The sequence below is a fragment of the Devosia sp. J20-27 genome (assembly GCF_055808595.1).
In genome coordinates, this window is the sequence record NZ_CM147875.1 from 2,656,659 (window position 1) to 2,682,117 (window position 25,459).

At 64.4% G+C, this 25,459-nt stretch carries 25 protein-coding genes and 1 other annotated feature; of the genes, 18 read left to right on the forward strand and 7 right to left on the reverse strand.

Annotated elements, in window-relative coordinates; all coding sequences use genetic code 11:
• The first annotated feature begins 175 nt into the window (after nucleotides 1–175).
• The 5 genes from AC0L4C_RS13085 (at nucleotide 176) to AC0L4C_RS13105 (ending at nucleotide 6,763) form a co-directional block, all read left to right on the forward strand.
• Entirely contained in the window at nucleotides 176–664 is a 489-nt protein-coding gene (locus tag AC0L4C_RS13085; RefSeq protein ID WP_473400077.1) for a flagellar basal body-associated FliL family protein, read from the forward strand.
• On the forward strand, nucleotides 665–1,852 hold the full coding sequence (fliM, locus tag AC0L4C_RS13090) for a flagellar motor switch protein FliM (protein WP_473400078.1): 1,188 nt from the start codon (nucleotides 665–667) through the stop codon (nucleotides 1,850–1,852). It abuts the gene before it with no gap.
• On the forward strand, nucleotides 1,852–2,304 hold the full coding sequence (locus AC0L4C_RS13095; RefSeq protein ID WP_473400080.1) for a DUF6468 domain-containing protein: 453 nt from the start codon (nucleotides 1,852–1,854) through the stop codon (nucleotides 2,302–2,304). Before fliM ends, AC0L4C_RS13095 begins: the two co-directional genes overlap by 1 nt.
• Entirely contained in the window at nucleotides 2,301–3,308 is a 1,008-nt protein-coding gene (locus tag AC0L4C_RS13100; protein WP_473400081.1) for a MotE family protein, read from the forward strand. The genes AC0L4C_RS13095 and AC0L4C_RS13100 overlap by 4 nt, the downstream gene beginning before the upstream one ends.
• Nucleotides 3,309–3,412: 104 nt before the next feature.
• On the forward strand, nucleotides 3,413–6,763 hold the full coding sequence (locus AC0L4C_RS13105) for a hypothetical protein (RefSeq protein ID WP_473400082.1): 3,351 nt from the start codon (nucleotides 3,413–3,415) through the stop codon (nucleotides 6,761–6,763).
• On the opposite strand, the gene fliP is transcribed toward AC0L4C_RS13105, so the two are convergent.
• Entirely contained in the window at nucleotides 6,760–7,488 is a 729-nt protein-coding gene (fliP, locus tag AC0L4C_RS13110) for a flagellar type III secretion system pore protein FliP (protein ID WP_473403518.1), read from the reverse strand. The genes AC0L4C_RS13105 and fliP overlap by 4 nt on opposite strands.
• Nucleotides 7,489–7,510: 22 nt before the next feature.
• Entirely contained in the window at nucleotides 7,511–8,131 is a 621-nt protein-coding gene (locus AC0L4C_RS13115) for a hypothetical protein (protein ID WP_473400083.1), read from the reverse strand.
• 181 nt (nucleotides 8,132–8,312) lie between these two features.
• Between AC0L4C_RS13115 and flgB the strand changes: the two genes are divergently transcribed.
• From flgB to flhB, 6 genes are all read left to right on the forward strand, one after another.
• The gene (gene flgB, locus AC0L4C_RS13120) at nucleotides 8,313–8,711 is read left to right on the forward strand and encodes a flagellar basal body rod protein FlgB (RefSeq protein WP_473400084.1); all 399 of its coding nucleotides are present in this window, start codon (nucleotides 8,313–8,315) and stop codon (nucleotides 8,709–8,711) included.
• 8 nt (nucleotides 8,712–8,719) lie between these two features.
• A complete protein-coding gene (gene flgC, locus AC0L4C_RS13125) occupies nucleotides 8,720–9,133 on the forward strand; it encodes a flagellar basal body rod protein FlgC (protein WP_473400085.1) in 414 nt (137 codons plus the stop codon).
• Between the two features lie 11 nt (nucleotides 9,134–9,144).
• A complete protein-coding gene (fliE, locus tag AC0L4C_RS13130) occupies nucleotides 9,145–9,474 on the forward strand; it encodes a flagellar hook-basal body complex protein FliE (protein ID WP_473400086.1) in 330 nt (109 codons plus the stop codon).
• Nucleotides 9,475–9,542: 68 nt separating this feature from the next.
• Nucleotides 9,543–9,809 (forward strand): flagellar biosynthesis protein FliQ, encoded by a 267-nt coding sequence (gene fliQ / locus AC0L4C_RS13135; protein ID WP_473400087.1) that lies wholly within the window; start codon nucleotides 9,543–9,545, stop codon nucleotides 9,807–9,809.
• A gap of 4 nt (nucleotides 9,810–9,813) precedes the next feature.
• Nucleotides 9,814–10,587: a flagellar biosynthetic protein FliR gene (gene fliR, locus AC0L4C_RS13140; RefSeq protein WP_473400088.1), complete on the forward strand. Its 774-nt coding sequence runs from the start codon at nucleotides 9,814–9,816 to the stop codon at nucleotides 10,585–10,587.
• Nucleotides 10,584–11,666: a flagellar biosynthesis protein FlhB gene (gene flhB, locus AC0L4C_RS13145; RefSeq protein ID WP_473400090.1), complete on the forward strand. Its 1,083-nt coding sequence runs from the start codon at nucleotides 10,584–10,586 to the stop codon at nucleotides 11,664–11,666. The genes fliR and flhB overlap by 4 nt, the downstream gene beginning before the upstream one ends.
• Here flhB and AC0L4C_RS13150 read toward each other — a convergent pair.
• Nucleotides 11,663–13,147 carry a SulP family inorganic anion transporter gene (locus AC0L4C_RS13150; RefSeq protein ID WP_473400091.1) on the reverse strand — a complete coding sequence of 495 codons (1,485 nt, stop codon included), beginning with the start codon at nucleotides 13,145–13,147 and terminating at the stop codon, nucleotides 11,663–11,665. The two genes, flhB and AC0L4C_RS13150, sit on opposite strands and share 4 nt — an antisense overlap.
• Before the next feature lie 67 nt (nucleotides 13,148–13,214).
• Nucleotides 13,215–13,270: a sequence feature (sul1 is cis-regulatory element that is thought to sense ions involved in sulfur or methionine metabolism; They are found in Alphaproteobacteria), on the reverse strand.
• Between the two features lie 204 nt (nucleotides 13,271–13,474).
• On the opposite strand from AC0L4C_RS13150, the gene cckA reads away from it, so the two are divergent.
• The gene (cckA, locus tag AC0L4C_RS13155; protein WP_473400092.1) at nucleotides 13,475–16,030 is read left to right on the forward strand and encodes a cell cycle histidine kinase CckA; all 2,556 of its coding nucleotides are present in this window, start codon (nucleotides 13,475–13,477) and stop codon (nucleotides 16,028–16,030) included.
• On the opposite strand, the gene AC0L4C_RS13160 is transcribed toward cckA, so the two are convergent.
• A protein-coding gene (locus AC0L4C_RS13160; RefSeq protein ID WP_473400093.1) for an IS5 family transposase occupies nucleotides 16,027–16,793 on the reverse strand; the annotation gives its coding sequence in 2 pieces (ribosomal slippage) (nucleotides 16,027–16,484 and nucleotides 16,484–16,793; 768 coding nt in all). The two genes, cckA and AC0L4C_RS13160, sit on opposite strands and share 4 nt — an antisense overlap.
• 72 nt (nucleotides 16,794–16,865) lie before the next feature.
• On the opposite strand from AC0L4C_RS13160, the gene AC0L4C_RS13165 reads away from it, so the two are divergent.
• Entirely contained in the window at nucleotides 16,866–18,098 is a 1,233-nt protein-coding gene (locus tag AC0L4C_RS13165; RefSeq protein ID WP_473400094.1) for a class I SAM-dependent methyltransferase, read from the forward strand.
• Here AC0L4C_RS13165 and AC0L4C_RS13170 read toward each other — a convergent pair.
• A protein-coding gene (locus AC0L4C_RS13170) for an IS5 family transposase (RefSeq protein WP_473399404.1) occupies nucleotides 18,095–18,861 on the reverse strand; the annotation gives its coding sequence in 2 pieces (ribosomal slippage) (nucleotides 18,095–18,552 and nucleotides 18,552–18,861; 768 coding nt in all). The two genes, AC0L4C_RS13165 and AC0L4C_RS13170, sit on opposite strands and share 4 nt — an antisense overlap.
• Nucleotides 18,862–18,930: 69 nt before the next feature.
• On the reverse strand, nucleotides 18,931–19,959 hold the full coding sequence (locus AC0L4C_RS13175; RefSeq protein ID WP_473400095.1) for an aldo/keto reductase: 1,029 nt from the start codon (nucleotides 19,957–19,959) through the stop codon (nucleotides 18,931–18,933).
• Nucleotides 19,960–20,168: 209 nt separating this feature from the next.
• Between AC0L4C_RS13175 and AC0L4C_RS13180 the strand changes: the two genes are divergently transcribed.
• From AC0L4C_RS13180 to AC0L4C_RS13200, 5 genes are all read left to right on the forward strand, one after another.
• The gene (locus AC0L4C_RS13180; protein WP_473400096.1) at nucleotides 20,169–20,906 is read left to right on the forward strand and encodes a FadR/GntR family transcriptional regulator; all 738 of its coding nucleotides are present in this window, start codon (nucleotides 20,169–20,171) and stop codon (nucleotides 20,904–20,906) included.
• A 66-nt stretch (nucleotides 20,907–20,972) separates the two neighbouring features.
• Entirely contained in the window at nucleotides 20,973–21,443 is a 471-nt protein-coding gene (locus AC0L4C_RS13185) for a GreA/GreB family elongation factor (protein ID WP_473400097.1), read from the forward strand.
• Nucleotides 21,444–21,797 (forward strand): hypothetical protein, encoded by a 354-nt coding sequence (locus AC0L4C_RS13190; RefSeq protein ID WP_473400100.1) that lies wholly within the window; start codon nucleotides 21,444–21,446, stop codon nucleotides 21,795–21,797.
• 71 nt (nucleotides 21,798–21,868) lie between these two features.
• Nucleotides 21,869–22,231 (forward strand): YciI family protein, encoded by a 363-nt coding sequence (locus tag AC0L4C_RS13195; protein ID WP_473400101.1) that lies wholly within the window; start codon nucleotides 21,869–21,871, stop codon nucleotides 22,229–22,231.
• Nucleotides 22,215–23,420, forward strand: a complete 1,206-nt coding sequence (locus AC0L4C_RS13200; RefSeq protein WP_473403519.1) for an RNA polymerase sigma factor — start codon at nucleotides 22,215–22,217, stop codon at nucleotides 23,418–23,420. Before AC0L4C_RS13195 ends, AC0L4C_RS13200 begins: the two co-directional genes overlap by 17 nt.
• A gap of 207 nt (nucleotides 23,421–23,627) precedes the next feature.
• Here the strand turns inward: AC0L4C_RS13200 and araD1 are convergent, their stop codons facing one another.
• Nucleotides 23,628–24,620 (reverse strand): AraD1 family protein, encoded by a 993-nt coding sequence (gene araD1, locus AC0L4C_RS13205; RefSeq protein WP_473400102.1) that lies wholly within the window; start codon nucleotides 24,618–24,620, stop codon nucleotides 23,628–23,630.
• Nucleotides 24,621–25,459 lie beyond the last annotated feature (839 nt).

A 25,459-nucleotide genomic window follows, 5' to 3' on the forward strand; every position in this document is an offset into this window, starting at 1 on the left:
ATCCAACGTTTAGACGCCAATGGCACTTAAGCCCGAGCTCGGTAAATGCGAGCAACCGGCAAACCTTGCCGGGCAAAATGTGCCGGTATGGGGCGGGTCGTAACCAATCGTTAACCACCCGGCTGCATAGCTTGTCCGGTCGCCGGAATCGTTCGGTTGCACTGGGGTTTAGGGCATGTCGGCTGAAGCGGAAATCGATGGCGAGGTTACCGAAGCCAAAGCCAAGAAGAAGCTGCCGCTGATGCTGATCGCCGGTGCTGCGGCATTCCTCGTCATCGGTGGCGGTGCGGCCGCCTATTTCCTGCTGTTCTCGGCGCCGCCCGAAGCGGCAGGCGAGCATGCGGTGGAAGCGGCGCACGAGGGCTTCATTTTCAACCTGCCGACCATGACGGTGAACCTCAAGTCCGAGGGGCAGGGCGCAGCCTACATGAAGCTGACCATCGCCCTCGAAGTCGCCAGTGAAGAGGTCATGACCGAAATTCAGCCGCGGATGGCCAAGGTGGTCGACGCCTTCCAGGTCTACATGCGCGAGCTGCGCAAGAGCGATCTCGACGGCTCCGCGGGGATATATCGTCTGAAAGAGGAACTGCGCCGTCGCGTCAACGTCGCCATTTACCCGGCGCAGATCGACAGCATTCTCTTCAAGGAAATCTTGGTGCAGTAGATGCCTCCCTCGGATCAGGACAAACTTTCGGACGACTGGAACTTGGATGAAGCGCTTGCGGGCGTGGATGCCGGCGCCGGTTCGGGTGCGGCTGAAGCCGAGGATGAAACCAGCGAAGAGGAAATGTCGGCCGAGTGGGCAGACATGCTCAACGCGGAGTCGGCGGGCGACGGCGACAATGTTGACCGGGTGCTCAACCAGGACGAGATCGACAGCCTGCTCGGCTTTGATGCCAATGCCGGCGGCAATATCGAGCTGACCGGCGTCCAGGCGCTCATCAACTCGGCGCTGGTGTCCTATGAACGCCTGCCGATGCTCGAGATCGTGTTCGATCGGCTGGTTCGACTGGCGACCACGTCGCTGCGCAATTTCACCTCCGACAATGTCGAAGTGTCGATGGAGTTGATCTCCTCGGTGCGCTTCGGCGACTACCTCAATTCCATCCCGCTGCCCGCCATCCTCACGGTCATAAAGGCCGAGGAATGGGACAATTTCGGGCTGATGACCGTCGACAGCGCGCTGATCTACTCGATGATCGACGTCCTGCTGGGCGGCCGGCGCGTGGGCGGCAACATCCGCGTCGAGGGCCGGCCCTACACGACCATTGAAATGGCGCTGGCGCGCCGCATGATCGAGGTCATCCTCGAGGACACCCACAAGGCCTTCGAGCCGCTGACGCCGGTGCACTTCAAGATCGAGCGGCTGGAGACCAATCCGCGGTTCGCGGCGATCTCGCGTCCTGCCAATGCCGCCATCCTGATCGAGTTGCGCATCGAGATGGACGACCGCGGCGGCAAGGTCGAGATGCTGCTGCCCTACGCGACGATCGAACCGATCCGCGAGCAGTTGCTGCAGATGTACATGGGCGAGAAATTCGGCCGCGATCCCATCTGGGAAGGCCATCTCGCGACGGAAATCTACGCGGCCGATGTCGAGGTGGAGGCCGTGCTGCACGAGGTGCAACTGCCCCTCAACCGGGTACTCGGACTGCAGCCGGGAGACACGGTGATGTTTGATCGCTCGCCCAGCGACCCGATCAAGCTGCGCTGCGGCGATATCGACCTGACCGAGGCCATCATGGGGCATATCGGCAAGAATATTTCAGTGCGCATCGCGCGCCCGCTCAACCCGCCAAAAGTGACGATGGCGGCGTTCGAAGCGATAGACGAGCCTCGGGAGGGCAAGTGATGTTCGGCATGTCGCTGGGAATTATCGTCGAGACCGCAGTTGCCATTCTGCTGGCGACAACAATCGGCTACTGCGTCATTCTCAACCAACGCCTGAAGCGCCTGCACTCCGATCGCGACCAGCTGCGCAAGATGGTCACCGACCTGGTGCAGGCCACGTCGCTGGCCAATGCGGCGGTGACCGAGCTGAAGACGGCGGCAGTGGAGGCCGACAACGTGCTGAATGGCCGGCTGCAGGAGGCCGAGAAGTTCGGCATCGAGCTGGCCAACCACGTCAATGCCGGCCAGCAGATCATGGACAAGATTGCCAAGATCACCACCATGGCGCGCAGCGCACCGGGCGGTGGACCCGACCTGCAGGCGGTCGAGCCGGCCAAGCCGGTTGAGCGAAAACTGCACTCGGCGCTGCAGCAGCTGGCCACCCGACCGCGGATCAGCGGAAACGCCGCATGAAAACCATCCGCCTCCTGCCGATCGTCATCTTCGCCGCCGCGGCGCTGCTGGTCTTCAAGGGCGTCGGCCTTTTGACCAATGGCGGCTACGTGCTGATCGGCACGACGACGGCTGTGGCTGCGGGTGGTGGCAGCAAGGGTGGCGGCAGCAAGGATGGCGAGAACGCCGAGACCGGTGCCGACGGCACCGCGGCGATGACCGAGCACAGCATGACGGACGCGGCACCGACTGCCGCTGACGACGCGCCGACGCTGCCACTGGGCGAACAGCCCGTGGCGGCCGGCCACGGCGCCGCGCCGGCGTCGGGAGAGCATGCGGTCGAAAGCGCAGCGACGACCGAAGGCGGAGACCACAGCGCGCCGGCCGCAGACGCAGCCTGCGTCCCGGCAGACGAACTGGCGGCGGCGGCGGCCGAGGCGGCCAGCAACGGACACGGCGCGGAAGCGCCGGCCGGCATTCCCTGCGATCCGCCGCTGGTCACGGCCGACGGCGATGCGATCGCCATGGTTATGGGGCCGGACGGAAAGCTGGTGCCCTATTCGACCCGGGAAGGCAGCGAAGCGGCGGTCATCGAGCGGCTGGGCGAACGTCGTTCCGAACTCGACCAGCGCGAACAGGAACTGGCCATGCGGATGGCCGTGGTCGAGGCCGCGGAGAAGCGGATCAACGAGCGCACGGCGCTGCTCGAGCAGTTGCAGGCCAGCATCGACGCCTTGGTGGACCAGAGCAAGGCGGCCGAGGAGGAGCAGTTCAAGGGCGTGATCTCGATGTACGAGAACATGAAGCCCAAGGATGCCGCGAGGATCCTGAACGAGCTCGACCTGAATACACTCTTGCGGGTGGCGAAGGCGATCAACCCGCGGAAGATGGCGCCAATTTTGGCGAGCATGGATCCGGTGCGGGCCAAGGACCTTACCGCGGTCATGGCGGCTGCGCCGATCGAGCCGACTATCGCGGTCACAGCCGAAAACATCGCCGCCCTGCCGCAGATCGTTGGCCAGTAATAGCCTGCCGTTACGGGCCTTTTGGCCGCTTGGGTTAGCGCCGCGTTAAGCCCGGCCGCTCTATTGTCCTGCGGGACATAGACACAGGCAGGCAGAAGCCGGCAATGAATGAATACTCCGCAACGTTGGCGCGCGCACTGAATGGGCTGCTGCGCCTCGTCATAGTGGCCGCGATCGGCCTGCTGCCGACGCTCGCCTTCGCTCAGGACAAGTCGCAGTTGCACGTCACCATGGAAAGTGGCGGTTTTGGCCGGCTGGTGCTGAGCTTTGCGGGGCGGAACGACCTTCCCGCGTATAGCGTCAAATACGAGAACGGCGTGCTGGCGGTCGAGTTCAAGAACCCGATCGAGCTGACGCTGCCCGACGTGGCCGTGGCCCTGCCGGGCTATATTTCGGTGGCGCGCGTCGATCCGGACGGCAGGGGAGTGCGCTTCGGCCTGCGCGCGGCGCTCAACGTCAATCACATGGAAGCGGCCGAAAAGCTGTTCATCGACCTGATGCCGACGACATGGCAGGGCCTGCCCCCCGGGCTGCCCGACGAGGTTGTCGCCGATCTTGCCAATCGCGCCCGGCAGGCCGAAATGCTGGCCGAGCAGAAACGGAAGGCCGAGGAGGCCAAGCGGCTCAATCCGGTGGCGACGCTCCGGGTCGGGCAGAACCCGACATTCGTGCGCGCCGAGTTTGCCTGGAACGTCGACACCAAGGCGCAGTTCTCGGTCGAGGGCGAGACGGCGGTCATCGACTTCGAGTGGCCGGTGCCGATCGATCTCTATGAGCTCAAGGCCAATATGCCGGTCGAACTCAAGGAGGTCGTCAATGCGGTGACCCTCGATGGTTCGCGCGTCACTCTCAAGGTCGCGCCGGGCATCGTGCCGCGCTTTTATACCAGTTCTCCCAAGGACTATGTGCTCGACATCGACATCTCGCGCGAGAGCGGGCTGGCCGCCGCCATTGCGGCCGCCGAAAAGGTGAAGGCCGAAGCCGAGGCGCAGCGGGCGCATGAGGATGAGGCCCATGCCGAGGCGGATGGCGCGGGCAAACTGCACGGGCCGTCGCACCAGCAGCTGGCGCTGACGCCGGTGGTCTCGACCGTTGGCTCGACCGTGCGTGTGGCGTTCCCCTTCGAACAGGATACGGCGGCAGCGGTGTTCCGGCGCGCCGACACGGTCTGGTTGCTGTTCGACACTTCGACCGCGATCAACACACCGGTCACCAACGATGCGCTGTCGTCCATCGCCAACAATTTCGAAGTGATCCCGGCCGGGGACAGTGCTGTCGTCCGCATCGATCTGTCGACCGAACGGCTGGCAACCCTTGGCTCGGAGGGCCGCTCCTGGGTGCTGTCGCTGGGCGATGTGCTGCTGAACCCGACCGAGCCGCTGTCCCTGACGCGTCTGCGCGACCGCGAGGGACGCTTCGAGATGCGCGCCGACCTCGAGCGGCCGGCCAAGGTGCATCAGTTCCGCGATCCCGAGGTCGGCGACGTGTTGAGCGTGGTGACCGCCTATCCGCCGTCGCGAGGCGCATCGCGGAGCTTCAGCTTTGTCGATTTCACGGCGCTGCGCTCGGTGCAGGGGCTGGTTGTCAAAGCCAATAATGACGACGTGCGCGTCTCCATCGAGGGCAAGGAAGCCGTTGTCCGCACCGAAGACGGGCTGACGCTCTCCGATGTGCGTCCCGGCCGCCCGGCCGATGCCGAAGCGCCCACTACCTCGCGGATGGGCTATGTCGATCTGGCGACCGACAGGAGCGATGATCCGCTCAGCTTCCAGAAGGCGCGCGAGGAGGCCGTCAGCAAGGCAGCCGACGCTGATGGCCGGTTGCGCGATCTGGCCCGGCTGGACCTGGCGGAGCTGCTGATCGCCAATCAGTTCGCCTTCGAAGCGATCGGCGTGCTCGACCTGCTCGACAGCGAGCTGAGGACCGAGGACTTGCGGACCAAGCTCAGGCTGATGAAGGCGATCGCCGATGTCATCGCCTACCGGCCCGAGGAGGCCGTCAGCATTCTCGCCACGGGCGACTACGACGACCAGATCGACGGCGTGATGTGGCGCTCGATCGCCCGGTCCGAGGCCGGCGATTATCTGGGCGGGCGCCTCGACGCCATCACCTCCGAGGGCGTCATCGAATCCTATCCCGCCTGGGTGCGCTCCCGCTTCCTGCTGGCCGCCGCACGCGCGGCGCTGGAGACCAACGATCCGGCCAATGCCAGCCGGCTTCTCGGCAATGTCGAGTTCGCCATGCTCGACGAAGAGCAGATCAGCAACTATCAGCTGCTGCAGGGGCGCCTCGCCGAACTCGACGGCAAGTTCGACGAGTTGCTCGACGCCTACGGGCAGGTGATCACCGAGGACGTGCGGCCGACCCGCGCCGAGGCCGTGTACCGCACGTTGCTGGTGCTCGACGAACAGGGCCGCATCGATCTGGCGAAAGCCACCGACACGCTGGCTGCCGAAGCCATGCTGTGGCGCGGCAACCGGCTGGAAGCCGACATGTCCAAGCTCCTGGCCGAGCTCTATTTCAGGAACCGGCAGTATCGCGAGGGTTTCGACGTGGTGCGGCAGGCCGTTGCCTATTACCCCGAAAATCCGTCGATCACCGCGCTGCTCAACGAGGCGCAGCGGCAGTTCTCCATCCTTTATCTCGATGGGGCAGCCGACCAGCTGTCCGATGTCGAGGCCCTGTCGCTCTACTACGACTACCAGCAGTTGACGCCGCCCGGGACACGCGGCGACGAAATGATCCGCAATCTGGCGCGGCGGCTGGTGAAGGCAGATCTGCTGACGCAGGCCGGCGATCTGCTGGAGTACCAGATCGACAACCGGCTCAAGGGTGTGGCGCAGGCGCAGATCGCAGCAGACCTGGCGGTGATCCGCATTGCCGCCCGTGATGCCAAGGGCGCGCTGCGCGCCCTCAACAATACCCGGCTGGCTGATCTGTCACCACTGCTCGAGCGGCAGCGGCGCATTCTGGAAGCCCGGGCGCTGATCGATGTGGGGCGCGAGGAACTGGCGCTCGACCTGCTGTCGCGGGTCAAGGGACGCGACGCCGATCTGCTGCGGATCGACGGCCTGTGGCAGTCGAGGAACTATGGTCGCGCCGCCGAGGCCATCGAAATCGTCTATACGGCCGGCGACACCTCGCCGTCGCTCGATCAGACCGGGCGCATGCAGATCATCAAGTCGGCGGTCGGATTCGTGCTGGCCAATGACAGCATGGGCATATCGCGCCTGCGCAGCAAGTTCGGGGACGTGATGGCCAAGACGGCGCAATGGCCGGTGTTCGATTTCGTCACCAGCGATATCTCGCCGACCAGCGACGGCTTCAAGAAGGTGGCTGCCGAGGTGGCCAGCATCGATACGCTCAATGCCTTCCTCGCGTCGTACCGGCAGCTTCATGCCGGTGCAGATGCGGTGGCGCCGGCGTCGGCGGCGGCCCCGGCTGGCGCCGTCTAGCCGCTGACGAAACTTCGGACCAGCGATCCGGCCACCAGGTGCCAGCCGTCCACAAGGACGAAAAAGATCAGCTTGAACGGCAGCGAGATCACTACTGGCGGCAGCATCATCATGCCCATCGACATCAGCACCGAGGCGACGACCATGTCGATGATGACGAAGGGGACGAAGAGCAGGAAGCCGATCTCGAAGGCGCGGCGCAGTTCCGAGATCATGAACGACGGGATGAGAATGTTCAGCGGGATGGCCGAGTCCGGATCTTCCGGCAGCGGCTGGTTGGAGAGGTCGTAAAACAGCACCAGATCCTGCTCGCGCACATTGGCCTTCATGAAGGTGGCGACGGGAGCGGACGCGAGGTCGAAGGCTTCCTGGATCTCGATTGTTCCGGCCAGCAGCGGGGCAATGCCCCGATCATAGGATTCCTGCAGGGCCGGGCCCATGATGAAGATGGTCAGAAAGAGCGCGAGGCTGACCATCACCGAATTGGGTGGTGCGGTCTGCAGGCCAATGGCGGTGCGCAGCAGCGAGAGGACGACGACGATCCGGGTAAAGCTCGTCACCATGACGAGGATCGAGGGCGCCAGCGACAGCAGGGTCACCAGGCCGACGAGTTGAACCGCGCGCTCGGTCAGCGTCGCGTCGTCACCAAAATCGATCGAAATGTCCTGTCCGAAGGCCAGCGTCGGTATCAGGATAGCCGCCAGCAGGGCGGCAAGGGTCAGCAGCCGGTTGCGGACAAGGTGCCGCTCACTTCCCCTCGGCTTTGGGGGCGGACTGGATGCGGCTGGAAGTAGCGGCGCCAAGCTTGGCCTGTCCGTTGTTCTGGTTCACTGGCCCGCTTGTAGCTGAGTTGGACGCGACGGCGTCCGAATTGTACCCTTTGATGGGGATAACGTGGGTATCGCGGGCCGAGGAGCGGAGCAGGCTGTTGCGCAGGAGGGAAACCTGGCGCGGCAGCGGGTGCGTACTGGCCTCGCGCGGGCGGGTGGACGTCGTCGCCCGCGGCCCGGCGGTTTCGGGCTTGCTTTCCGCTGCCGGAGCGACCGCCGGCTTGGCCGGCAGGCGTCGGCCGGGCGGGTCGACGGCAAGCCCGGATTCGAGCACCACATCCTGGGTGCCGCCGGTCATGATGACGTGCTCGACATTGTCCCGGCGCAGGATGGTCACCTTGTGCCTGGCGTCGATCTGCACGCTTTCGACAATGGTCAGTCGCCTGCCGCGGCCGCGGCTCATGGTGCCGGTCGCCTGGATGACGAGCTTCATGATCCAGAGACCAATCAGCACGAGCGCCAGCACAATTCCCAAAGCAAAGGCCGCGTTGAGGATCGTGTTTTCCGACCCTCCGAACAGGGCGGTGAGGAATTGCATGCGTGGACTCCGCGTGTCGCGCTGCGTTCACTGAACGCCAACTAAGCACTTATTGCCTAGTATGTAGACCCGATTGTGCGGAATGCGAGGCGCATTTGGTTCAAATTGCAACATCGTTAACGGCTGATTAACCATCACCCGGCAGGATTTGCCCATCTGCTACGGAGATTCCGGCATGGGCATGACCAGCATTCCACTGCTTTCGGCGCTGACCGAAAAGATGAAATGGCATCAGGCCCGTCAAGGTCTGCTGGCAGAAAACGTCGCCAACGCCGAAACACCCGGCTACCGCGGGCGGGATCTGAAGGCCTACGGGTTCGAAGAGCATATGCGCAATCTGTCGGTTGCCAGCATTTCGACCACCGCGACCAATGCCGGCCACATCGTCAAGGCGGGCAGCGGCGCCGACGGGTTCGATGCGCGGCAGCTCAACAATTTCGAACTGACGCCGGAAGGCAACGGCGTGACGCTGGAAGACGAGATGATGAAGGTCACCTCCAACCAGATGGATTACCAGGCGGTGACGGCGCTCTACACGCGCTCGATCCGCATCATCAAGACGGCGCTCGGGCGTCAGTAGGATAGTCGATGTCGGATTTCTACTCCTCGTTGCAGATCGCCGCGTCCGGGTTGCATGCCCAGAATGCGCGGATGCGGGTGATCGCCGAAAACATCGCCAACGTGGATTCAGCCGGCAAAGCGCCGGGCGACGAGCCGTACCGGCGCCGGATCCCCACCTTCAAGGCGGTGATGGACGAACAGGCGGGCGGCAAGATCGTGCAGATCGGCCGGCTCGCCTACGACATGAGCGACTTCAAGTCACGCTTCGAGCCCGGGCATCCGGCCGCCGATGAAAATGGCTACGTGCAGTATCCCAATGTGGACTCGCTGATCGAGACCATGGACATGCGCGAGGCGCAGCGGACCTACGAGGCCAATCTGAACGTCGTTACCGTCACCCGGCAGATGCTGGGTCAGACGATCAACATCCTGCGCGGCTGAGGAGCTGAAACATGGCTATTCCGTTCAATGCTGCGACTGCCGCCTATGGCAATGCGCAAAAGCTCATCAGCCAGGCGGCCAAGCCCAATACCGACATGCTCGCCACCAGCGGGCAGGGGCAGGGGCAGGATTTCAGCCAGATGCTGGCGCAATCGGTGCAGAGCGTCGTCAATACCGGCAATGCGTCCGAGCAGTTGTCGATGCAGATGGTCAACGGCAAGGCCGATGTGGTCAACGTCGTCACGGCCATGTCGCAGGCCGAACTGGCCATGGAAACCATGGTGACGGTGCGCGACAAGGTGATCTCGGCCTACGAAGAAATCATGCGGATGCCCATCTAGTGTCGAATGACTGCTGACTCTGAGCCCGAATCCGTAGCGATTAGCAGGCAGGTTGAAGTGAGGCAGAAATGACCGGCGCAGTAGTTCTCGACGTCGCGCGTGACGGGATCTGGACGCTGATCCTGATTTCAGCGCCGATCATGCTGGTGGGCCTGATCGTGGGCGTGGTGATCGCCCTGTTCCAGGCATTGACGCAAATCCAGGAAATGACCCTGGTCTTCGTGCCCAAGATCATCGCCATCTTCATCACCATGCTGCTGACTCTGCCGTTCATGGGCGCCATGATGCAGGGGTTCATGACGCGCATGGCCGATCTGATCGTGGTCGGCGGCTAGCGGCATGGTCTCGCTCAACTGGCTGCCCTCGACAGCCTTTCTCTACATCCTGCTGTTCGCGCGGGTCGGCACGCTGCTCATGCTGCTGCCGGCGCTGGGCGAGGCGGTGATTCCGGCGCGCATGCGGCTGAGCTTTGCACTGGTGTTCTCGCTGGTGCTCTATCCGCTGATCTCGCCATCTCTGCCGCCCATGCCCGAGCAGATGGTGGACATGATTGCGCTGCTGGTGCACGAGCTGCTGGTTGGCCTGATCCTGGGCGGCATCACCCGGCTGATCATGATGGCGACGCAGGTCGCCGGCTCGATCATTGCCTTTCAGACCGGCCTGTCGATTGCGCAGTCGGCCGACCCCACCAATGGCGGCATCCAGGGCGCCATCATCGGCAGTTTCCTGAGCATGCTCGGGGTGACCCTGATCTTTGCCACGGATCTGCATCACGTGGCGCTGTCGGCGATCCATGACAGCTACATGATCTTTTCGCCCACCGACCCGCTGATGTTCGACGACGCCCTGCAACTGGCGATCCAGTCGGCCGCCAGCGCCTTCGTGATCGGCGTGCAGATGTCGGCGCCGTTCATCGTGCTCGGGCTGGTGTTCTACCTGGGCATGGGAATCCTGGGCAAGATGATGCCGCAGTTGCAGGTGTTCTTCGTTGCCATGCCGGCCACCATCGGCGTCGGGCTGATCCTTCTCGCACTGCTGCTGACGATGATGATGGGCTGGTACCTGACGCACGTCGAAAGTGAATTTGCTGTCCTGAGGGGGCTGGCGCGGTGAGCGACGAAGCCCCCGAACAGGCCTCGAAAACCGAAGACCCCTCCCAGAAAAAGCTCGAGGACGCCCACAAGAAGGGCGATGTCGTCAAAAGCCAGGAGGTGACCACCTGGTTCGCGCTGTCCGGATCGGCGCTGATGTTTGCAGTCCTCGCGCCGGGTACCTCGCAGGCGCTGGCCGAGGCGCTCAAGGGGCTGCTCGCCAATGCCGACCTGTACGAGGTCGGCGGCAACGCCTTTGGTGTCATCTTCTGGCAGCTCGCCATCGGCATCATGCTGGTGGCCCTGGTGCCGATGGTGGTCATCGCCGCCTTTGCCACCATGGGTAACCTGATCCAGCACCGGCCGCTGATATCGGTCGATCCGATCAAGCCGAAATTCTCGAAGGTCTCGCCCCTCGCCGGCCTGAAGCGGCAATTTTCGCGCGAGGCGCTGGTTAATTTCGTCAAGGGGCTGATCAAGATCGCCGTGGTCAGCGGCGTGCTCTGGTTCGTGGTGGCGCCCGAGGTCGGCCACATGGAAGTGCTGATCAGTGCCGATGTGAGCATGATCCTCAGGGATTTCCTCGACCTGGGGGTGAAGATCTTCACCGCCGTCATCGCGGTTGTGACCATCATGGCGCTGGCCGACTACGTCTATCAGCGCAACCGCTGGTGGGAGCGCCAGAAGATGACGCTGCAGGAGACGCGCGACGAGTACAAGCAGATGGAAGGCGACCCCAAGGTCAAGGGCCGCATCCGCGCCCTGCGCCAGGAGCGCGGCCGCAAGCGCATGATGGCTGCGGTCCCCGAGGCGACTGTCGTCATCACCAACCCGACCCACTTCGCGGTGGCGCTGAAATATGATCGCGACATGGCGGCCCCGGTCTGCGTGGCCAAGGGCGCCGATGCCATTGCGGCCAAGATCCGCGAGATCGCCACCGATCACGACGTGCCCATTATCGAGAACCCGCCGCTGGCGCGGGCGCTCTTTGCCAGCGTCGATGTCGATCAGACCATCCCGGCCGAGCACTTCAAGGCCGTTGCGCAGGTCATCGGCTTTGTCATGCGGATCAAGGAAAAGTCGAGCTGGAAGCGGTCCTAGTGCCCCAGCACCTTCTCCATGGCGTCGGGCTCGTTGTGCTGGGCCAGATCGTCCATGATGGTGGCGCTGGCATCGTTCATGCCGACCAGGTCCACTTCGATCCCCTCGCGCCGGAACTTGAGCACGGCCGTATCGACTGCATTGACGCCGGTCAGATCCCAGATATGGGCCTTCGACACGTCAAGCCGCACGCGGGCGAGGTCTTCCTTGAAGTTCATGGCCTTGAGGAAATCCTCCGACGAGGCGAAGAACAACTGGCCTTCGATCAGGTAGTCCCGCTCGCGGCCATCCTCGGTCAGGACCGAGGTGACGCGGAAGATCTGTGAGACCTTCCAGGCAAAGAAGATGCCCGACAGCAGCACGCCGACGCCGACGCCGAGCGCCAGGTTGTGGGTGCCGACGACGGTCAGCACGGTGGCCAGCATGACCAGGCTGGAGCGGCGCGGATGCTTGCGCAGGTCGTTCAGCGACGACCAGCTGAAAGTGCCGATCGACACCATGATCATGATGGCAACCAGTGCCGGCATCGGGATCAGGCCGACGATGTCGCCCAGCACCACCAGCAGGAACAGCAGGAAGGCGCCGGCGGTGAAGGTCGAGAGGCGCGTGCGTCCACCCGATTTCACGTTGATCACCGACTGGCCGATCATGGCGCAGCCCGCCATGCCGCCGAAAAAGCCGGTGATGAAGTTGGCGATGCCCTGACCGACGGACTCGCGGTTCTTGTCGCTGGGCGTATCGGTCATCTGGTTGACGATGGAGGCGGTCAGCAGGCTTTCGAGCAGGCCGACGGCGGCAACGCCGACGGAGTAGGGCAGGATGATCCAGAGCGTTTCGAGCGTGAACGGCACATCGGGGATCAGGAAGTTCGGCAGCGCCGTCGGCAGTTCGCCGAGGTCGCCGACCGACCGCACGTCGAGCTGGAGGGCAACCGTCAGCACGGTCAGGATGACGATGCAGACGAGCGGCGAGGGCACGGCGCGGGTAAGGCGCGGAAACAGATAGATGATCGCGAGGCCGCCCGCGATCATCGCATAGGTCTCCCACGAGACATCGGTCAGTTCGGGCAGCTGCGCCAGAAAGATGAGGATTGCCAGAGCGTTGACAAAACCCGTCATCACCGAACGCGAGACGAAGCGCATGATGTAGCCGACCCGGGCATAGCCGGCGATCATCTGGATGACACCGGCCAGCACCGTGGCTGCGAGCAGATACTGCAGCCCGTGGTCACGGACCAGCGAGCCCATCAGCACCGCGGTGGCGGCGGTGGCGGCCGAGATCATGGCGGGGCGGCCACCGGTGATGGAAATGATCATGGCGATCAGGAACGACGCATAGAGGCCGACCTTGGGGTCGACACCGGCGATGATCGAAAAGCCGATCGCCTCGGGGATGAGCGCCATGGCAACGACGATGCCGGCAAGCATGTCGCCGCGGATATTGGAGAGCCAGTCGCGGCGGAAAGTTTCAACGAGGGTCATAAAATCACAAAGCCCGGCCGGGTCGGTTCGCTGGGATGCGAGCCAATTCACGACGCTGTTTCAATATGAGTATCCGGCGGATCGGCGGCCGGAAGAGCCACCCGGGATCGCACCGGGTCCGATGAGTACTTGTTTACTGCCCGGTTCCGCCCACAATTGCAACACCGTGGCGAGCGTACCTCATATGCACACCGACCTGCTGTTGAAAGCGTCCGATCCGGGCAGCAATTCGGGCTGAAGTCTCCTCAGGCGCGCGGCCATTTGCTAGAGGTCTTCTGAGGGCCTGATTCGCCCGCCAGACAAGGTGTCGGGAGCAAGACAATCTAGATGGCCATCACGCCGCTCGACGAGGACAACTATCCCGATCCCCTGATCAGCAGGCAGCGTGGCGTCGCCGGACTCTGGCGCGTCGTGGCGCTGGCGGCATTCTTCATCCTTGTCGCCGTCGCCCTGTCGACGCTCGGCGAGCATATTCCGCCCGACCTGATCCTGGTGTTTCTCGGCCTCCTCGCCGTTGTCGGCGTCTTCTGCCTGTTTGCCATTGCTGCCGGGCTCTTCCGTTTCGCCTCGAGCGACGAGACACGGACCGTGTCACGGGCGATTGTCGACAGCCTGCCCTATGGCGCGGTGGTGACCGACCGGGACGGCAAGATCTCCTACGTCAATGCGCATTATGGCAGCTTTCCGGGGAGCCTGACCGATGGCGTGCCGGTTGGCGTGCCGCGGCTCTTTGCCGGCCAGCCCGAGGCCAGCGAGGCGATCTACCGGCTGAGCCGGGCCGGGCGCGACGGGCGTCCCGCCAGCGAGGACATCCAGCTGATCGGTAGTCTGGGCGGCGGCCTGGGGGGCAGCACCAAGCCGTTCTGGTACCGCGTCGGGGTGCGGGCGCTGCCGCCGGTCGACGGTTCGAACAAGCCGCTGGTCCTGTGGTCGGTCGAGGACATCACCCGCGACCGCGAGCGGCAGGACAACGCGTTCCGGGAGCTGCAGCGCGCCATCGACTATCTCGATCATGCGCCGGCCGGGTTCTTCTCGGCCGATGCCAAGGGATCGATCCAGTATCTCAATTCCACCCTGGCCGACTGGCTGGGCTACGATCTGGCCGAGTTCGAGACCGACCTGATCAAGCTCGACAATCTGGTGCGCGGCGACGGCGCCAGCCTGTTGATGCACGGCCGCGGCGACGGCGAGATCCGCACCGAGATCATCGACATCGACCTGGTGCGCCGCAATGGCACCAGCTTCCCGGTGCGGCTGCTGCATCGCGCTGCGCGCTTGGCCGACGGCGAACTGGGCGAGACGCGGACGCTGGTCCTCGACAAGCGCGGCGGCGTCAACCAGGAGGAGGCGCTGCGCGTCTCCGAGATCCGCTTCTCGCGGTTCTTCAACGATACGCCGTTTGCCATCGCGACGCTCGACGGCGAGGGCCGCATCGTGCGCACCAATGCGCCGTTCAGCCGGATATTCGGCTGGTCGGGCGGCGAGCAGACCATCGAGATGCAGCCGATGGAAGATCTCATCGCCGAGGCCAGCCGCGAGAAGTTCCGCGCCGCCATTGCCGCCGCCATTGCCAACAAGTCCGAGATCGAACCGGTGGACGCGCTGCTGGCGCGCGAGGGCGACCATGCCGTGCGCCTCTATGTCTCCGGGTCGGAAGTCAGCGCGGATTCGCCCGAGCGGGTGAACATCTACTCGCTGGACATGACCGACCAGCGCAAGCTCGAGGCGCAGTTTGCCCAGGGCCAGAAGATGCAGGCGGTTGGCCAGCTCGCCGGTGGTGTGGCGCACGATTTCAACAATGTGCTGACCGCCATTATCGGCTTTTCCGATCTGCTGCTGCTCAAGCACAAGCCGGGCGATCCGTCGTTCAACGACCTAATGGCGATCAAGAACAGCGCCAACCGTGCTGCCGGCCTGACCCGGCAGCTGCTGGCGTTCTCGCGCCGCCAGACGCTGCGACCGCAGATTCTGGAAATCACCACCCATATCGACGACCTGACGGTGCTGCTGAAGCGGCTGATCGGCGAGGCGGTGACGCTCGATGTCGACCACGGGCACGCCATCTGGCCGGTCAAGGCCGACCTGGTGCAGCTCGAACAGGTGGTGGTCAATCTTGTCGTCAATGCGCGCGATGCCATGCCGGGCGGCGGCAAGATCACCATCCGCACCCGCAATGTCACCGAGAGCGAGAGTGCGGGGCTGGTCTATACCGGCATGCCGCCGGCCGACTATGTGCTGATCGAGGTAGAGGACACCGGCACCGGCATGTCGCCCGAGATTCTTGAAAAGATCTTCGAACCGTTCTTTTCGACCAAGGAACTGGGCAAGGGCACCGGTCTGGGGCTGTCGACCGTCTACGGCATCATCAAGCAGACCGGTGGTTTCATCTATCCGGACTCGGTGCTGGGCAAGGGCACGACGTTCAAGATCTTCCTGCCGCGGCACATCGCGGCCGAGGGCGAAGTCGCGGCCAAGGCCGTGGTGGCGCCGGTCAAGGATCTGACGGGGCACGAGCGTATCCTGCTCGTCGAGGACGAAGACAATGTCCGCGTGTTCTCGGCGCGGGCCCTGCGTACCACCGGTTACGAGGTGTTCGAGGCCGATTCCGGCGAGGTGGCGCTCGAAATCCTCGAGGATGAGAACTACGAGATCGACCTGATGATCTCTGACGTGGTGATGCCCGAGATGGATGGGCCGACACTGCTCACCAAGGTGCGCGAGCACATGCCCGACCTCAAGGTGATCTTCGTCTCCGGCTATGCCGAAGAGAATGTCCGCCAGGATATCGCCGACAACCAGAGCGTGGAATTCCTGCCCAAGCCCTATTCGCTCGATCAGATCAACTCCAAGGTCAAGGACGTGCTGGGCAAGATCTCGGACTAGGTCTTGGACTCATAACTTCTGGTCCAGAGTCGGATTGAGGCGAGCAGAACGCTGGCGAGGAAGTTGCGGGCGAGCTTGTCGAATCGTGTGGCGACGCGACGGAAGTGTTTGAGTTTGCAGAAGAAGCGCTCGACCAGATTGCGTTCGCGATAGAGGCCCCGGTCAATGCTGCGCTGGACCCTGCGGTCTTTCTGTGTTGGGATGTGGGCACGGGCTCCCCGTGCCGCAGCCAGGTCGATGAGGACGCGAGCGTCATAGCCGCGGTCGGCAACAAGGTCGCGGGTGCGTGTAAGGCTCTCGATGAGGACGGCGGCGGCCTGCTTGTCGGAGGCTTGGCCGGGAGTGAGCATGATGCGGATCGGCAGGCCGGTCCCATCGACCACGGCATTGATTTTGGTGCTCAGTCCTCCACGAGACCGACCGATGGCGTGATCCGGGCCCCCTTTTTTCCGCCCGCGGCGTGCTGGTGTGCCCGGATGATCGAACTGTCGATCAGCGCCATCGACTGCGGCGAGCGCTCGGCGAGGGCTTCGAATATCCCGAGCCACACCCCGGCCTTGGCCCACCGGTTGTACCGGTTATAGGCGGTCGTATAGGGGCCGTAGCGCTCCGGCAGGTCGCGCCAGGGCGAGCCGGTGCGCAGCACATAGAAGATGGCGTTGATCACCCGTCGGTCATCGGTGCGCGGCACTCCGCGCGGCTTGTTGGGCAGGAGGGGCAGAATGATCCGCCACTCCGCATCGCTGAGATCAAATCGAGCCATCGCCACCTCCATTCAGGAGGTTGAATCAGCCTTCGTACTCAAAGGGAATCCCCTTTATGGGTACAGAACCTAGTGCTGGCGGCCGCCTGCGCCTATATCGGGGGCTGCACACCAGCCGGGATCACTGCCATCGACACGTCGCCTTCCAAGCCTGACCAGTTCTATGCCACGCTGCAGACCGCCTTTACCGAGGGCAGTCTGGTGAAACTGGGGCTGCGTGCCTATGCGGGCACGCACGAGTCGCTGAAGTCGGTGGACATCAAGCCGGTGATCATCAAGCGCCAGCCGCAGCTCAGCTTCACCTGGCACCACAAGACCCGCGATATCGTCAAGAACCACGATTGGGACGAGTCGCTGGAGCTGCTGCAGGGGCTGGTCGGGATCGAGTTCAACCTGGCGCAACTGTTCACCACGGCCGGTGACTGGAGCCTCGATTTCCAGGGGAAGGCCCCCCGCCTAAAGCAGGCGCCGCCGAGCCAGACGGCGCCGTTGTCGCGGACCCATGACCGGCAGAAGGCGCGTCCGATCCCTGCGGGGAAGGCGTGGCTGCGCGAACTGGGCGTCACCGACGCGCAGGACAAGGTGCTGCCCACGGCGCAGGACAAGTTCCGGCAGATCAACCGCTATGTCGAAATTCTCGGCCCGTTGCTGAAGTCCATTCGCCCGGACCGGCTCAAGTCGATCGTCGATATGGGCTCGGGCAAGGGCTACCTCACCTTCGCGGTGGCGGACTATCTCGCCAACACGCTGCATTCCGATGCCAAGGTGGTTGGCGTGGAGATGCGGCCGGACATGGTCTCGCTCTGCAACTCCATTGCGGCGAAGACGGGACTGGGAGCGCTTGGCTTTGTCGAGGGATCGATCGCCGATTATGACAGCACGGGCGCGAGCGCGCTGATCGCGCTGCATGCCTGCGACACGGCAACCGACGACGCCATTGCCAAGGGCATCGCCGCAGAGGCCGAACTGATCGTCGTGGCGCCGTGCTGCCACAAGCAGATCCGGCGCGAAATCGAGACCGCCAACGCCACAACACAGCTCGACTACCTGCTCAGGCACGGCATTTTCGTCGAGCGGCAGGCCGAAATGGTCACAGATGGCATCCGGGCGCTGGTGCTCGAGTATTTCGGCTATTCGACCAAGGTGTTCGAGTTCATCTCCGACCAGCACACGCCCAAGAACGTGATGATCGTCGGCGAGCGCAAGCGGCAGGGCAGGGATCCGGCGGTGCTGGAAAAGATCGCGGATGCCAAAGCGTTCTTCGGCATCCGGCAGCATTATCTGGAAAAAGCAGTCGGGCACTAGGTCTTGGACTCATAACTTCTGGTCCAGAGTGGGATTGAGGCGAGCAGAACGCTGGCGAGGAAGTTGCGGGCGAGCTTGTCGAATCGTGTGGCGACGCGACGGAAGTGTTTGAGTTTGCAGAAGAAGCGCTCGACCAGATTGCGTTCGCGATAGAGGCCCCGGTCAATGCTGCGCTGGACCCTGCGGTCTTTCTGTGTGGGGATGTGGGCACGGGCTCCCCGTGCCGCAGCCAGGTCGATGAGGACGCGAGCGTCATAGCCGCGGTCGGCAACAAGGTCGCGGGTGCGTGTAAGGCTCTCGATGAGGACGGCGGCGGCCTGCTTGTCGGAGGCTTGGCCGGGAGTGAGCATGATGCGGATCGGCAGGCCGGTCCCATCGACCACGGCATTGATTTTGGTGCTCAGTCCTCCACGAGACCGACCGATGGCGTGATCCGGGCCCCCTTTTTTCCGCCCGCGGCGTGCTGGTGTGCCCGGATGATCGAACTGTCGATCAGCGCCATCGACTGCGGCGAGCGCTCGGCGAGGGCTTCGAATATCCCGAGCCACACCCCGGCCTTGGCCCACCGGTTGTACCGGTTATAGGCGGTCGTATAGGGGCCGTAGCGCTCCGGCAGGTCGCGCCAGGGCGAGCCGGTGCGCAGCACATAGAAGATGGCGTTGATCACCCGTCGGTCATCGGTGCGCGGCACTCCGCGCGGCTTGTTGGGCAGGAGGGGCAGAATGATCCGCCACTCCGCATCGCTGAGATCAAATCGAGCCATCGCCACCTCCATTCAGGAGGTTGAATCAGCCTTCGTACTCAAAGGGAATCCCCTTTATGGGTACAGAACCTAGGCGGTCTTGCCGTTGGGCAGCGGCGTGCCGGGCGCGACGAGGCCCTTGTCGGCCAGAGCGGTCCAGAACTCGTCAGGGATGCTGGTGTTCCACCACGTCAGGATGCCATCGAGCTCGGCGGGCGAGCGCGGCCCGGGCAGGACGTTGCAGACCGCCTTGTGGGCGAGCGGGAACTGCAGGGCCGCAGCGCCGATCGGCACCTTCCACTCGGAGCAGAACTCCTCGAGTTGCTTGACCTTTTTCGAGATATGCTCGGGTGCGGCGGCGTAGTTCCAGGTACCGGTACCCATCAGCGCGCCGCCGTTGAACGGGCCGCCGCAGATGATCGAGGCGCCGCGCTTAAGGCAGGTCGAGAGGAACGGATCGAGCGACGTCTGCTCAAGCAGGGTATAGCGGCCGGCGAGCAGGAAGACGTCCCAGTCGCCCAGTTCGAAGGCGTCCATCAGGACTTCCCACTCGTTGACGCCAAACCCGATTGCCTTGACGACGCCGGCGTTCCTCAGTTCCTGCAGGGCGCGGTAGCCGCCCTCGGCGAGCTGCTTCCAGTAAACGGCGTTGGCCTCGGCGCCATGTGTCGCCACGCCGATGTCGTGGACCAGGAGGATATCGACGCGGCTGAGGCCGAGGCGCTGCATGCTGGCATCGAGCGAGCGCATGATGCCATCGTAGGAATAGTCGTAGACCTGCTCGAAGGGGAACGGCTTGACCCAGGAATGCGGGTATTCGCGCTCGCTTTCCGAGCGGATGGGACGCAGCAGGCGGCCAACCTTGCTCGACAGCGTAATACCGTCCTGGCGGAAACGCAGGGCGTCGCCCACCATGTGCTCGGCGCGGCCATAGCCATATTGCGGTGCGGTATCGATCAGGTCGATACCGCTGTCGAGGGCATGGGTCAGGGTGGCCCGGGCCTGCGCGTCGGGGACTTCCTGGAAAATGCCAGCGAGCGTGGCGCTGCCGCAGCCCAGCGTCGTGACCTGCAGATCGGTCCGTCCAACCTGGCGCTTTTCAAACTCTTGCCTGGCCATGCCATGCTCCTCCAAAATCTCCAGAGCTAACTGACATGTTAGCTCGAAATGTTCAACGGGCCTTTCGGCTTAGGCGGGGAGGACGGCAGATCGCCGGGCCGCGCGCCGCGCTGCTGCTGCCGAATTTCCGCCAATCGGGCAAATGAGAGTCGTTTGCATGTTTTGAATGTGACAGAACCAGTTCACCCCTGTTGGATCGGACTTCCGCCGTGACCGGTTACGCCGCAACCCACGACTATGCCGCCGATGACCCGGCGCGTTCGTACACGGCCCATGTCGTGCGCGAACTGGGCATGGGGATCATTTCCGGCGTCTATCCCGAAAACACCATCCTGCCCGGCGATGCCGAACTGATGGAGCGGTTCGGCGTGTCGCGCACGGTGCTGCGCGAGGCGATGAAGACACTCAGCGGCAAGGGGCTGATCCAGGCCAAGGCGCGGATCGGCACGCGGGTGCGGCAGCGCACGGAGTGGAACCTGTTCGACCCGGACGTGCTGATCTGGCATGCCAAGTCGGGATTTGACGCCGACTTCCTGATGTATCTGGGGGAAATGCGGCTGGCGCTGGAGCCGGAAGCCGCTGCGCTGGCGGCCCAGCGGCGGACACCGGCGCAATTGCAGCAGCTCTTTTCCTTCGTTGAGCAGATGGGGAGCGACAAGGTTTCGGCCAGCGACTTTGTTCGCGCCGATCTCAATTTCCACCTGGCCGTGGCCGATGCCGCGGCCAATCCGTTCCTGCGCTCGATATCAACATTGATCGAAGTGGCGCTGGTCAACATGCTCACCATCAGTTCGCCACACGAGCACCCCGAGGAGCATGTGGAGTTGGTCGCTGCGCATCGCGCCATTGCCGACGCTATCGCCGAGGGCCGGTCCGATGCGGCCCGGGAGGCCATGCGGGTGGTGATCCATCAGGGCATTGCGCGACGCGGCCGACGTCGTCTGTAGGGCTGGATTGGCTGGCGCCCGGCTGTAAGCTGGGCATCCAATGAGCAGCAGCCGCGTTCCGACCTCATGAGCCGAGCATTCACCAAGGAAATCGACGACGCCCCGCCGCCGCCGCTGGAAGAGCGGACGATGAGCAGCGCTGCAAACCTCGTGACCGCACGCGGCGCCGCGTTGATCGAAGCAGAGATCGCAGGGCTCGACCGGCAGATCGAACGCGCCGATGACAGCGCCCTGGCAGTGCTGCAGCGCGACCTGCGCTACTGGACGGCGCGGCGCGCCACCATGCAGCTTGTCGCACCGGTAGCAGCGCCGCAGCAGGTGAGTTTCGGGACAAAGGTGTCGATCAGGCGTGGCGGTAGGCTGGTGAAACTGACCATTGTCGGCGAGGACGAGGCGGACCCGGCAGCCGGCCTGCTGGCCTGGACATCGCCGCTTGCCCAGGCGCTTGATGGCGCGGAAGCGGGCGAGGTGGTGCCCTTCGAAGCCGGCGGGCGCGACGAAGAGATCGAGGTTGTCGCCATAAAGGCGGCCACCTGAGTGAGGCGGGAGAACGTCATTCAGAAGAAAGACCTGGCGAGGCTCGACCGCATTCTGGGGCTGCTCGGATCCGATCATGCCGGCGAACGAGCCGCGGCCGCTGCTGCCGCGACCAGCATGATCGCAAAGCATCATCTGACCTGGTGGGATGTGCTGGAGGGCCGGGCGCTGGGCGCCCGGGCCGCGGCGGAGGTACGTCGCTCCGACCTCGGCATCGACTATCTCAAGGCCGCCGAATCCCGCCTGCGCCAGCTCAAGGCGCATAACGAGGCGCTGGAAAAGCAGGTCGCCCGGCTCAAATCCAGACTGGAGGCCGAAAAGGCCGCCGCCCCGCCGCCCGGCGACGTCGAATAAACCGGCGGGTGCTGTCGAAACCGGCCGCATCGCGGCGACCAGTGGCAGCACAAACGCAAAGGGAGAGACCGATGAAATACATGCTGCTGGTGCACCTCGATGTCGAGGAGATGTTCAAGCAGAGCCAGGAGGAGTGGGCGCAGCTCGACCGCGACTCGCTGGCCTATGACGAAGAGCTGCGGCAGCGCGGGCACTACCTCACCTCGTCGGCGCTGCAGGACGGCAATTCGGCGGTGATCGTGCGCCGGACGGCGGACGGCATCAGCACCACCGACGGGCCGTTCGCCGAGACCAAGGAGCATCTGGGCGGCTTCATCTTCATCGAAGCGCGCGACCTCAACGAGGCGATCGGCATCGCGGCGAAGATCCCGGTGGGGAAGTTCGGGGCCATCGAAGTGCGACCGGAACTCGTCATTGATCCCGACAAGCGCTGACATCGAACGCATCTACCGCGCCGAGTCCGGCCGGGTGCTCGCCAGCCTCATCCGGCTGCTCGGCGGCTTCGAGCTGGCCGAGGAAGCGTTGCATGACGCCTTTGCGGCGGCGGCGGCGCAATGGCCGCGGGACGGGTTGCCGCACAACCCGCGGGCCTGGCTGGTATCGGCCGGTCGGTTCAAGGCGATCGACCGGCTGCGCAAGAAGGCGCGGTTCGGTCGCGAGCTGCAGGCGGAACTGGGCCGGCAGGTCGATGAAGCGGCAGAGGAGGCGGCGATGCGGGAGCCTGAGGAAATGGCCGACGACACGCTGCGGCTCATCTTCATCTGCTGTCATCCGGCGCTGCCGGCAGAAGCCCAGGTGGCGCTGACGCTGCGGGAGGTCTGCGGTCTCACCACCGAGGAGATCGCCCGCGCCTTCCTCGTGGCCACGCCGGCGCTGGCGCAGCGCATCGTGCGGGCCAAGGGGCGGATCCGGAGCCTCGAGCTGCCCTATGAGGTGCCCGAACGCAGTGCGCTGCCGGAGCGGCTGGGGGCGGTGCTCAAGGTGATCTACCTCGTCTACAACGAGGGCTACTCGCACCACCGCATGGAGATTGCCGAGGAGGCAATCCGGCTGGGGCGGCTGCTGGTCGACCTGCTGCCGGATGGCGAGACGCTGGGCCTGCTGGCGCTGATGCTGCTCAACCACTCGCGCCGCGCCGCCCGCCGGACGGCGTCCGGAGACATCGTGCTGCATGCCGACCAGGACCGGAACCTGTGGGACCGGGAGATGATTGCCGAGGGCGAGACGCTGGTGCGCAAGGCGCTGCCGATGCAGCAGCCGGGACCCTATGTCCTGCAGGCGGCGATTGCCGCGCTGCATGCGGCCGACGCAACCGACTGGGCCGAGATCCTCGTTTTTCACGACCTCCTGGCGCAGGTGGCGCCGTCGCCGGTGGCAGCGCTCAACCGCGCGGTGGCTCTGGGCATGGCCGAGGGCATCGAGACCGGTCTGGCGGCCATCGAAGAGGTGTTGCCCGCCCTGCCGAACTATCAACCGGCACACGCGGCGCGGGCCGACTTCCTGCGCCGGCTGGGGCGGCGGGCGGAAGCGTCCGAGAGCTATCGGCGCGCTCTGGCGCTGAGCGACAATGCGGCGGAGAAACGATTTGTAACGAGTCGGTTACGGGAACTTGCTGAGGAATAGCTTAGGCGTCGAGAGCATGTTCCGGCCGACACCCTCCCTCTTGCGGGGAGGGTTGGGGAGGGGGTGGCGAAGCCAGCGGAGCGACGATAATTTCGGGCGTCGCGTTCCCCCCTCCGAGCTGCGCTAGGGACCGGAGGTCCCAAGCTTCGCTGGCCTCCCCCGCAAGGGGGGAGGTAAACCGCTGACGGTTCTATTGGCGGGCGTCGCCTAAAGCGACTTGATCACCACCGGCTTGTCATCGTCCCAGGCAACGGCATTGCGCAGCGGCAGGCCGAACTGGCTTTCCTCGATCTCGAAGATGTCGCCGGGTTCGGTCTTGATGCCGTCGGCAAAGCTCAGCGTGGCGGTGCCGAACATGTGGACGTGGATGTCGCCGGGCTGCCGGAACAGGTCGTACTTGAAGTGGTGGTGCTCGAGGTTGGCGATGGTGTGGGACATGTTGTCCTCACCCGAGAGGAACGGCTTTTCCCACAGCACCTTGCCATCGCGCAGGATGCGCGACATGCCCGAGACGTTGCGCGGCAGCTCGCCCACGCGCAGTTCGGGGCCGAACGAGCAACTGCGCAGCTTCGAATGGGCGAGGAACAGGTAGTTCACGCGCTCGGTGACGTGGTCGGAAAACTCGTTGCCCAACGCAAAGCCGAGGCGGAACGGCGTGCCGTCCTTGCCGATCAGGTAGATGCCGGCCATTTCCGGCTCCTCGCCGGCGTCGAGCGCGAAAGCGGGCGAGGGGATCGGCTTGCCGGGCGCGGCGACGATATGGCCATTGCCCTTGTAGAACCATTCGGGTTGCACGCCGACCTCGCCGGGTCCCGGCTTGCCGCCCTCGAGGCCCATGCGGAACATCTTCATGGAGTCGGTGAGCGGCGCTTCAGCGGCCTGCTGGTTCGACTTGTGCATGGCGTCGCGGGTGGAGGCGGAGCCCAGATGGGTGAGGCCGGTGCCGGTGACGTAGAGATGGGCCGGATCGGGATGATCGACCGGGGAGAGCAGGCGGCCCTCGCGGGCGATGGCGACGCGATCGACGGCCTTGCCGAGCCCTTTTTCGGCAACGACTGCCGCCAGCGTGGTGCCGCGATCCGCAGCTTCCTGCGCCAGCGCGTAGACGCTGCCGGCTCCGGTGACGACGCTGGTCGTGCCCCCGATGGTCGCCGCCACGGCGCGGGCGCCGCTATCGTCCTGGAACTGAATGAGATGCATGCCGAACCCCTTGCAACTGGCACGGCGGAGCCTAGCCGCCGTTTTCCGCATTGAACGCATGAGGCGGCAAAAGGCAAGGAACAAATAGTACGACTATTGGCGAGGCGGACGCGATTTGAGGGTGCAGGCTGGCATGGGGGCTGGACCCGAGCATGGTGGCAGAGGTAACCTGGCGATCACTGGCTCTTTCCCGCTTCGCCAAGCTTTGTCCGGCCCAAGCGGGCCGCGCTCCCGAAAGGTGGTCGGTGACGACGGTGAACCTTTCCTGGGTCGGACCACGCCATTTCACAACTCTCTCCCTCCTCATGGTGAGCCTCCTCATGGTGAGCCTGTCGAACCACGAGGAGGCTCAGGATGAGGTCTCTCTGCCGTTGGTGGCCCCTCACCTGCCGCCCCACCGCCGTCATCCCGGCGCCGGCCGGGACCCAGTAGACGCCAACGCCTCCATTATTGACCAGCCCCTCCGTCACCCTCCCCCTTGTGGGGAGGGCCGGGGTGGGGGGGCGAGAGCCCCGGTGGGGTCATTCATCCGACCGATGTCACTCGCGCATCGACGACACCTCCAAGCCACTGACGCAGCACGATGATCCAGCCGCATCGCAAAACTTGTCCCCGCCCTCGCCGCAGGGCGTAATCTTGCGCAATCTCCCCGCGACGGACGGGAAGCGCGACGAACGCTTGCGGAGGGGACTGCCGGGAGGGGGAAGGGAGTCGTCTCACGCCCCTGGGCCAAGTGCACGGAGTTGAAAAGGGGCGGCAAGTCGGGCTCCAGTCTCCCGAAGCGCGGGACAATGCCACAAAACCCGGTTCCCCGAGGCGGCTACCGTCTCGTTATTAGT